This is a genomic window from Vibrio sp. A1-1 (genome assembly GCF_021728175.1).
Taxonomy (GTDB): Bacteria; Pseudomonadota; Gammaproteobacteria; order Enterobacterales; family Vibrionaceae; genus Vibrio; species Vibrio diabolicus.
In genome coordinates, this window is record NZ_JAKKCL010000011.1 from 181,504 (window position 1) to 192,252 (window position 10,749).

The 10,749-nt window shown below is 39.4% G+C and carries 6 protein-coding genes; all 6 read left to right on the top strand.

What is annotated here, in order from left to right; all coding sequences use genetic code 11:
* Window positions 1-98: 98 nt before the first annotated feature.
* Window positions 99-3,242, top strand: a complete 3,144-nt coding sequence (locus tag L3V30_RS16390) for a helicase-related protein (RefSeq protein WP_237309314.1) — start codon at window positions 99-101, stop codon at window positions 3,240-3,242.
* Window positions 3,235-5,127 (top strand): DUF1998 domain-containing protein, encoded by a 1,893-nt coding sequence (locus tag L3V30_RS16395; protein ID WP_237309315.1) that lies wholly within the window; start codon window positions 3,235-3,237, stop codon window positions 5,125-5,127. The genes L3V30_RS16390 and L3V30_RS16395 overlap by 8 nt, the downstream gene beginning before the upstream one ends.
* Entirely contained in the window at window positions 5,120-6,298 is a 1,179-nt protein-coding gene (locus L3V30_RS16400) for a DNA/RNA helicase domain-containing protein (protein WP_237309316.1), read from the top strand. Before L3V30_RS16395 ends, L3V30_RS16400 begins: the two co-directional genes overlap by 8 nt.
* Window positions 6,298-7,812 carry a hypothetical protein gene (locus L3V30_RS16405; RefSeq protein ID WP_237309317.1) on the top strand — a complete coding sequence of 505 codons (1,515 nt, stop codon included), beginning with the start codon at window positions 6,298-6,300 and terminating at the stop codon, window positions 7,810-7,812. Before L3V30_RS16400 ends, L3V30_RS16405 begins: the two co-directional genes overlap by 1 nt.
* Window positions 7,803-9,647 carry an NERD domain-containing protein/DEAD/DEAH box helicase gene (locus L3V30_RS16410; protein WP_237309318.1) on the top strand — a complete coding sequence of 615 codons (1,845 nt, stop codon included), beginning with the start codon at window positions 7,803-7,805 and terminating at the stop codon, window positions 9,645-9,647. The genes L3V30_RS16405 and L3V30_RS16410 overlap by 10 nt, the downstream gene beginning before the upstream one ends.
* Window positions 9,648-9,851: 204 nt before the next feature.
* Window positions 9,852-10,643 (top strand): DEAD/DEAH box helicase, encoded by a 792-nt coding sequence (locus L3V30_RS16415; RefSeq protein ID WP_237309319.1) that lies wholly within the window; start codon window positions 9,852-9,854, stop codon window positions 10,641-10,643.
* Window positions 10,644-10,749 lie beyond the last annotated feature (106 nt).

The window sequence follows — 10,749 nt, forward strand, 5'->3', positions numbered from 1 at the left end:
CCTTAAAAATACGTTTACTACCGTTTTAGAGCTGGTCTTTTCGTGAGAACAAACAATGTGAGTATGTAATTCAAGAAATATCTTTAGGACTCTACATTATGAACTACTCAGAGGCACGACGTGATTTCGTTCAATGGATCGAAAACAACTTAAAAGATATTGACGTTGAGAGTTTAAAGAAGAATCCGTTAGACCTCATAGATATTGGACTTTTATTTCCGAAGCAAGATGATTCTACAACAAAGAAAAGCACGGATAGTAATGTAGTTTCTTCTATAACCCCACCGTCTTCAGTTGGATTTTCATTTTATATTGTGGATGACGGCGAAGGAATAGAGCTATCAGTTGAGTTGGGTGCTTCAATTTATAAGCCCTTGCCTGACGGTGTATTAGAAAGAAGATCTGGTTCCGTAGATTCTTGGGTAAAGCATGTCTACTCTCCAGATGATAATTTTGAAGTCATAGTACCACCAAGAAACGGTGAACGTGTTGTTCAGACAGAAGTCTTTTATGAGCAGAAAAAACAGACTTACCGAGCGACACTTTATCAAATTTGGCGCCCTTTTGGGGCTGGCTTCATCGTAACTATTACCTTAACGAACAATGAGAAAGAGAAAACTGAAAAAAACACACCACAAGTAGCTGCTGCAACTTTATTTAATGTATCTCTTAAAGCAACAGCAATCAAAGGGACTGTACAGAGTTACCCAAGGAAAGATTTATCACTTCTTACTGAAGAAGAACGAGAACTTGAACTTCGTTATAAGGACGTGAAGGTATTTGGGATTGGGCACGCGGCTGCCGTGGATTGGAATGTGGATCAGCAAGGCAACATAGTACTCGAAACCAGTTTTATGCCAAAAGTTGAAGTACCTTCGGTGACTGCTAATACCGCAGGGGACCAGTTTCGATACTTGAATTTTGATTTCCTAACTAAATGCCACAAGGATCCTTTGGTAGTAGAAGAACTTAGAGCTTTTGTTCATAGTTACGGAGATTGGATCGAAGAGCAAGTCACAGTAGCTAACTCATATGATCAGGATGAAAAAGAAACGGCTGACGGAATTATCATGAAGGCTCGAGAAGCAAAAGAGCGCATGGAAAAAGGCATTACTTTTCTAGAGCAAAGTAAGCCGGCTAGAATTGCGTTTTCATATGCCAATGCAGCAATGCTTAAACAAATGCTTGTTGAGGACAAAGTAGGGGATAAAAGTCAATTTAATTGGCGACCATTTCAGCTTGCATTCGTACTGATGACGATGCAATCAGTTGTCAATGAAGATGATGAATACCGTGATCTTGTTGACCTTATTTGGTTTCCTACTGGAGGAGGGAAAACAGAGGCATACCTTGGAGTCATGGCATTTTTGTTCGTCTATCGCAGATGTTGTTATCCTGACAGTTCTTCAGGTACGGCATGCATAATGCGTTACACACTGCGCCTTTTAACAAGCCAGCAGTTTGTTCGTGCCTCAAAGGTAATATTTGCTTTAGAACTTTTACGTAGAAATAAACCTGCCTTATTAGGACATGAACCCTTTACTTTAGGGCTTTGGGTCGGGGCGGCAAGTACTGCAAATACTTTTAAAACCGCTCAAGAGACTATCAATGAAAATAAATTTGAAAAGCTTGGTATGACAAGCTGTCCTTGGTGTAAGAGTGATTTCACCAAGGAAAATTACCTGATATCAGATACAAGTTTTGCCATTAAATGCACTAACCCCGAATGCGAATTCGGGAAAAGCGATAGCCCGGTTCTTCCTTTTAATACTATTGACGAAGCGTTGTATAAACACCCGCCAACCTTACTTTTAGCGACAGTAGATAAGTTTGCGATGTTAGCCTGGGAAGCGCGTGCGCAGGTATTTTTTGGCTTGGAGCAGCAACGACCACCCGAGCTCATTATTCAGGATGAATTACACCTAATTTCTGGTGAGCTGGGTTCAATGGTTGGTCTTTACGAGGTCGGTATAGAATCTGCGTTGGTGCTTCGAGGGATATATCCTAAATATATTGCATCTACTGCAACTATACGTAATGCAGAACATCAAATAAAGCTGCTGTATGGTAAGAAACAAGCCGTTTTCCCACCGGCCGGTATTAGTTATAAAGATTCATACTTCGCTAAAACTGTTCCCACATCCCAAAGGCCAGGTCGTTTATATGTTGGCTATATGGCCTATAACAAGTCACGAGAACAATGTCTCGCACCATTAGCAAGTCTTATAGCATGCGCTCCAGTTATCCATCAACAGTCGGACCCAGAGCTTCAAAAAGCCTGGTGGACACAGATGTTGTATCACGGAAGTTTAAAGGGCGTTGGAATAAGCCAAACACTGATTGGAGGGGAAGTTAGTCGCAGAATTCAGGATATCACAGACAGATACAATAGTTTGCTTTCAGAAGTGTCTGAGTACAAAAAGATCGAGCCTCGGAGACTAAACACTAAAACTCTTACCAGCATGCAAGGTGCTGAAAGTAACAATGCTGTTTTCAATGCTTTGGCAAAAGAGAAAGATAACCCTGACTGTGTTGATATTGCCTTGGCAACAAATATGGTCTCTGTTGGGTTAGATGTTGAACGACTTGCTGTCATGATCATAAATGGTCAGCCACTCACAACAGCAGAGTATATTCAGGCGAGTAGCCGGGTTGGGCGGGGAAAGGCTCCTGGTATTGTTTTTATTAATTACTACAAATCCCAGACGCGGAGCTTGTCTCATTACGAAAATTTCTGTTCGTACCATGATTCATTTTATCGATATGTCGAACCTACGAGCTTAACCCCCTTTACGTATCAGGCAGTTAAGAGAGCACTTCATTCCTCACTTGTGGTTGCAGTTCGAATGGGAGGCATTGGGCTTGCAGAAAATGACGGCGCCGATTGCTTCGATAAAGATAACTCAAAAATCAAACGTTTGATAAACCAGTTCAGGCTACGTATAGAGTCCGCAATTTGTGGTCCATTTGAAGATTATTATCAAAAAGAAGATAACAGCGAAAAGCTCGAGCTGACGTTGTCAACGCTAGATGATTTGGTTGATGAATGGGATCTTCAAGCTAAGAATGCAAAAACAAGTAGGAGGCAGCTTCAGTACAATAGTCGTGATGATCGTGCTGCTGACTCTTTACTTAAGACCTATGGTGCAGAAAAGAAAGCGATGTGGAATGCTCTGACTTCAATGAGGAATGTGGAAGACAGCGCTTTGATGAAAACAGTCAAAGGGATAAAACATGATTAGCAAATATACGCCCCTCCGTCTTTCTCATCTAGGAGCGTATCAGGGGGTTGGTAGTATTGTTCGTGATAAAAATGACTATACAGCGGTGGTTGTAGATACAAGGTATTGGGGGGCAAATGTTCCAGAATCTTTAGAGCCGATAAGAAATGTAAGGAGGATTCAACGTTGCCTACAGGTATCCGAGGACCTTTTTTTACCGCCTACCGGAAATGAAGAGAATGAAGCTGATCATTCTAAATCAATTCCAGCGGTTTTGTTTCCCCGTTATTTCGAATGTACTGGTTGTGGCCGTATGGTACTCAACCCACCTGACAACTTTAATCCGAATGCTCGTAATAAAATATTATGTGAGCATTGCAAAAATGACGCGCCTTTAAAACAAGGGATATACTGTAATATTGATGAGCTAGGTCACTTAGGGGAAGTTAACTGGCAGTGGTTGGTTCATAGGTCTGCTAACAACGATCCAGATGAAATCAGAGTACGCAAACAGAGGTGTCTTGAACAAAACCACAATAACAATCTTGTCCACCTTCGCAAGGGTGGTAAAGAATTTATAGAGTGCATGGAATGTCGCAGCAGAATCGAGTTTAACTCTCATCGTGTACAAATAAGACTGTCCTCTCCACAACCATGGATCTATGAGCGATTGAATTATAATGAGGACGACCGGTTTGCGACTAAAGTTGTCGAAATTAGTGATCCTCAGGTATACACTCCAGTTCTTGCAGATGGAATAGTAATACCACCTGAATCTAATAATGATGAACCAACTGATGTATTAGCTCAGATCTCAAAATATACAGACGCCTTGGATGCGATATTATCTTCTCCCACACATTTATTACGAAAGAATAGGATTCGTCGTCTTGCTACCGACCTAGAAGTTAGTGCAGAAGATGTTAGTAAAGCACTGCTTCAGTATCAGAATCCAGCTAAAGAAGAAGAGTGTGAGCATGAATTAATAGGCTCACCAGGACAAATGCTCCAAGAAGAATACGAAGCACTTATAACGGAACAAACATTTTCCAAGGCTGCTGACTTTATCACTAAGCATCAAACCGAGCGATTAGACGATCTCAAGTTGTGTGTGAGCGAAAACTTAAAAACCTATGCTTCTGTAATTGGTCAATTGGTTAGGGTAGATCGGCTTCGAAAGGTTCAGATATTCAAGGGCTTTCATCGCTTACGCCCTCAGAAAAAAGAAGGGGAAGATGGTTCAAAAGAAACGCCGGACCCCATTATCTTGCCTCCAGATATCGTTGGCGAGTCCCACTGGTTACCTGCAATTGAGTTGTTTGGTGAAGGGATTTTTCTTACATTAGATCCTTCTTGGCTTATACATTGGGAAAACTTAACGCCTGTAGTTAGACGAGCTCAAGAACTCGCTATACGTTTTGAAACTTCAGGAAGTACCATTCAAGTTAGTCAAGTCTCTCCTCGTTTCTTGCTATTACACACTCTTGCCCACCTAATGATCCGAGAGTTGGAGAACAACTGCGGTTACCCTGCGGCCTCTTTATCTGAGCGAATCTATGCATCTATAGATGACGAAATGTGTGGTTTTTTAATCTACACAGCTGTTGCTGATGTGAGTGGCTCACTGGGTGGTCTCATGGAGCAGGCAGAGCCAAAAAATATTTTGGCTCTGCTAGAAGGGGCTTTTACTCATGCTAAGTGGTGTACTCTTGATCCTGTTTGTTCTGAGCATACTGGGCAGGGAAGAGATGGACTAAATTTAGCTGCATGCCATGGTTGCTGTTTGGTACCAGATACTAGTTGTGACTATGGAAATGTACTTCTAGATCGTACTCTGATTAAAGGGGATGAAGTACTCGGTATTCCGGAGCTAGAACAATTTATAAAGGAGATGGCAGGTGAGTAAACGAGAGTTCAAGTTGCCGTTGCTGAGTCAGTTGACTAAGGAGCAACAACGTATTTTACGACTGCCTCTGGATGGCCAACATATTGTAGTCGGTGCTCCTGGTACTGGTAAGTCGGTTATTGCATTACATCGATTAGCGAAATATAACAATGGAAAAAAGCCACTGTTTCTTACCTTCAATCATGTGCTACAGCACAGCGCAGTATCATTAGATAAAACGGCTTCAAATTTTGATACGGCAATGAGTTTTATATATAAGATTCAATATGAGCTGACAAATGAATTTATGCCGGTGTGTGAGCCAACAATTACACAGAAAAAAGTGCGGGAAATATCACCAGATTACGAGAAGTTGAAGATGATTTTTGAATCTCACTATGACGATTATCAATCGAAAAATGAAATATATGACATTGTTATCGATGAAGGACAGGATTTACCTATAGGATATTATGAATCGTTAATGCACTTAGGTTTTGAGAACTTTTTTGTTGTTGCTGACCAAAACCAACAAATTACGTTAGACAACTCAAGTAGAAGAGATCTTGAAACAGTATTTGATATCGAAACAAGTAAGGTACATGAGTTAACACAAAACCATAGAAATACAGGGCCAATAGCTAAACTGGCTCAACATTTTTACACAGATCGCGCCAGTCCGTTGCCTCAGCTTCCTAATAAGCCATCAATAGATACACCAACATTGATAAACTATACTTCCGTACAAAAATGTGTAGAGAACATTTTGCGGGAAGCAGATAACGGTCCTGGAAAGCTTATAGGGGTAATTGTACCCTCAGAAGTTAAGCGAGAAGATTATGTAAAAAAATTAGCAAGTGCAGAGTTACCTAATCGGAGAAATGGCACTCCCGTTGTTTCTACGTATTCGAGCAATCAAAAGCAAGGACATGTAAATATTCCATTCGATCAAGGTGGAATTGTTGTACTTTGTGATAAGTCAGTAAAGGGAATAGAGTTTGATACCGTCTATGTCATTCTTGATGGACTGCAAGTATACAATGGCGATGAAACGGCAATAAAGAAAAGACTATATGTAATGTTCAGTCGAGCTATAGATAAACTGTTTATAATGCAAAGTGATGCTTTAACAAACAATATCACACCACTACTACCAACTGATGAAACTATATTAAAAAGGAAAGTAATATAATGGCTATCTACTTAACCCCCATTTGTGTAGACAACCTTGTTAATTTCTTTCATGCCGGAATAATCACACCGAAAGAACTATTTCCAATAGGGAATTATAGTGTGGATGCGTTGAGTCTTAAATCAGGAGTAATTCCTTTATATACCAACAAAGTGTCTGATGAGGGGATTGTTCTTTCAAAGAACGAAGATGAGTACCTAAAGAGTGCGATATTAAAGCTAAAGATAAATGATGACATTGATTTTTACGAAGAATATGGTTTTTATCCTTACAAGAACTGTATTTCTTTAAGTCAAATTGAAGAGATTATTTTTGAAGATAAACAGGCAAAAAGTGATTTTGAAAGACTGACATTTGAACAAGGTCCTAGTTGTTTTAGTTTTGTTGATAAAAGCAAAATAAAACAGACAGGTTTCTCAAAGTTAGTTGAGAAGAGCATAAAAAAAGATAGTGAAGATTCTAATAACGATGATTTATTTAAGGGTAAGGTAGAAAACGAAAGTACAGATTCTGAAGAAATAAACGTTTTGTCTAGACAATTTGATTCGGATGTCTCTGCATTATCGCCTCAGTTAATACCTAAAGCATTAGCATACGCTGGAACTTTATGTATGGCTTATGTAATGACTAAAAATGGAGAGTTATCTCAAGCCTATTTCCACAGGTTAAGTCAAGTTCCAAACGGATTAGAATATATATCCGAACCAGAAAGCCTAGCAGAACGGATCATCTCATTCTTTCAAACAAGAGACAAAAGCGAGGAAGTAAATGAAAACCAAAGTATATATAATGATTTATTTTCTAGTCTGATAAAAATAGATGAATCATCAAGTGGTTCTCAAAATGAGGTGTTGAATAATGTCATACCATTTTTAAGTAAAGATACGGGTATCCAAAAAGTTAATGCTCGGTTTAATAATATCATGAATGAAATGATGTCAGTCTATGACAATACAGATGAAGAAGGTCAGAGTGCCAAGTATGCACTGAATGAAAACAATTCAGAGTTGCGAAAAACTTTATTAAACTTAGTCTATAACTCATCTGCCATGTCAATGCTTGAAAATTTTGATGATGCTTTGGATGAAAAAGATTATTTAAACTTTGCTTTATTTTTTGGACTGACCAGCCAATATAGGTTCATTGCAAAAGAAATTAGAAATATAAATGGTTTGGAGATTTTCGTAACTCAAAAACTTGTTCAGTATATTAAGTATTTAAGTGGTTCAAATTCTGACAATAAAATACGACCAATTAAAACTATATTGGAAATAATTAGCTCTAATTCACTGTATCTGGAAAAGAAACAAAAAATAATCAAACTTCTCGGTGTTTCAGAAGCTTGTAAGTTAGAGCTGAAAGTTAAAAATTTCTCATTTTCTGAGGGGAAAATGAATGCTGATATTAATTCATCTCTGGGAGTCGCTATTGATAGTGAAGTTTATTCATCGATCATGATGAAGAAAACTGTACTGGATAGTACCTTTAACAAAGTGTTTGATATATGCAAATAAACCCAAGCAAACCATACGATAATGGTAGCCAAGCAGAACTAAAAGTGTTCGATTCGTTTCGAAAACTCGTTATGGATAGCGGGTTTGTTTTACACTCTCTGGGCTTACCAAAGCACGGAGAAAAGCAGAATACTGAAATCGACTTTTTGTTGATATGTACTGCAGGTATTTTTGCTTTTGAGGTGAAAGGGGGAGGTGTTTACAGAGAAGATGGTAACTGGTTTTCAAGAGGTAAGTATAAAAGCTATATTATTCAGAACCCTGTAAGACAGGCAAGGAGCGCCGTGTATGCGCTTCGTGATTCCTTAATAAAAATGGGACTTTTAAGCCATGAGCATGTTATTGGTTTTGGGGTAATAATACCTGAAACTAGTGAATTTCAAAGCTCACTAGAGCTCCCTAAAGAACTAATATGTACAAGAGCTGGATTTAGAAACTTCAGGAACTGGATTGATGCTCATATTGCATATTGGCAAAGCGCAAATAGTACGATTAAACAGCTTAGCGATCTTGATATTAAAGCTATCTCAGTAGTGTTGCGCCCCGACTTCATTCCTATATTTCGTGATAAACCGCTTGGAGAGTTATCGCAAGAGCAAAGCAACGTCGTAAGAGATTTTTTAGACCATAAGAATATTATCTGTGAAGGACCTGCAGGAACAGGAAAAACATTTCTTATAAAAAAATTGGCAAATGAGTACCTACACTCCTCAAAAACTTTACTAATAATATGTCATTCAAAATGGCTAAAAGCATACCTTCAAAGTGCACTTCAGAATGAACGTGTAATAGTCGCTTACCCGGAAAGTGTAGAGATAGAAAGCCGTCGTAATTTCATTAGTCATTATGATCATTTAATAATCGATGAAGCACAAATTTGTCTAAATAAGAGCTTAGTTCAGATATTGAATCGATATCTATTAGGAGGTATCGAATCGGGACATTGGGTATTTTTTCAAGACTCAATTAATCAGCTAGAAAACAATCATTCACAGTGTATAGAGTCTATAAAGTATATCCAAGCCTTACCTCACTCGAATCACTCACTGACAAAAAGTTTTAGAAATACCCGTACTGTTCTCTCATACCTTAAGAAGAAAGTCGGTACAGCATCGTTAAAGTCAGAATCTATGATCGGACCTTCTGTACAGGAGTATTCAATAGAAGCTAACGACGTAGAAGGAAGTCTTAGTGAGATAATTTTGCGACAAATAGGTAGTGGTTATAAGCGCTCTGAAATCACAGTCCTTTCTCCGAGAGACTACAATGATAGTGTAATAAATAGGCTGCCTAAAGAAATATTGAACCAAGTCGTTCAGCTAGACGATTACAAGATGAAGTCTTTTCCTCCAAGAGAAATTAGTTATTCAACGATAGATAATTTCCAAGGGCTGGAAAACAAGTGCATTGTACTAATCGATGTGTCAAATGAGCTCTTTGATAGAGAGCCACAAGTCGCTTATGTAGGGATGACCAGAGCAAGTGAGCAGCTTTGCATTGTTTCCAATGATATCGACTTTGTAATAAATACTGACCTTGACGATGATTCAGGATGGCAAGTTATTCTGGAGAATACTTTTCTGGTCAATGAGGCTGAGAGTTTCAGAGAGCAGAGCCTCATTGTTCCTATACTGGGCTTTGAGTTAGTGCATGAACAAAGCGTAGTAGCGATGGCTGAGTTTGCATGGCCCGACTACAAAATTGCTGTTTTTGAACCTGAAGAACTGGATGCAAAGGAAGCTTTTTCTCAATTCGGATGGAAATGTTATTTTGCACCTATTGATGCAACTGCCTTACAAAAAATCAGTTTGTCTGTTAATGCAACCCCACCTTAGAAGTCACTAATTAGAGTTGTTTTTGCAAAACTTGCCTATTGTTAGGAGTATTTTGGTTAAACTGTATCCAATTGATATTAAAAGAGTTGTAATCTGAAAGAACCTCAAGTTTATTAGAAAAAAAAGCGGTATAATCCGCGAAAATTCGGTTGGTCTGCTTCTGTATCAAATAACAGTTGAAGCAAACTCATGAGGCTATGATTAATGAGTAATAAAAATACTAGTTATGCGCCCGGAATGCGCGTTGAAATTCGTAATGAAGAGTGGACTATCCGTCGTGTTGATCAGTTGGGACATGGTAATCAATTGCTAACTTGTGAAGGGGTTTCTGAGCTTGTTCGCGGTAAAGAGAGTCGCTTTATCACCGAGTTGGAGCAGGATATCGCTATCCTTGATCCGGCGCAGACACGACTGGTTGAAGATAACTCCGCTAACTATAAAGCATCTCTACTATATATTGAAAGTATGCTACGCCAACGTACCCCTACTGATGAGAAAATCTACATGGGCCACAAGGCGGCTATGGACTCGCTTCCTTATCAGCTCGACCCTACTAAACAGGCGTTGCAGCAGCCTAGGCAACGTATTCTTATAGCCGATAACGTTGGTCTGGGTAAGACCCTGGAAGCCGGTATTCTAATGTCTGAGCTTATGCGCAGGGGTAAGGGAAAACGCATATTAGTTCTGGCTGTGAAATCTATGCTGGTACAGTTCCAGAAAGAGATGTGGAACCGATTCTCTATTCCTCTGACTCGTCTGGATTCTACAGGTATTCAGAAGGTGCGTAATCGTATCCCCACCAACCACAACCCGTTTTATTACTACGATAAGACTATAATCTCCATCGACACTCTCAAGCAGGATGTGGAGTACCGACACTATCTGGAGCAGGCGTACTGGGACATTATCGTTATCGACGAAGCCCATAACGTAGCTGAGCGTGGTGGCAGTTCTCAGCGTAGTCGTCTGGCTAAACGTAATCGTTCACCAAGGTAACTTGACTTGATATTAACGGAGGGCGAGAGCCGCCTATAGATCAAAGACGTTGGGGTACGCTCTCTTCGCCACAACAGCCGTGATGATTTCACTCAACACTGACATT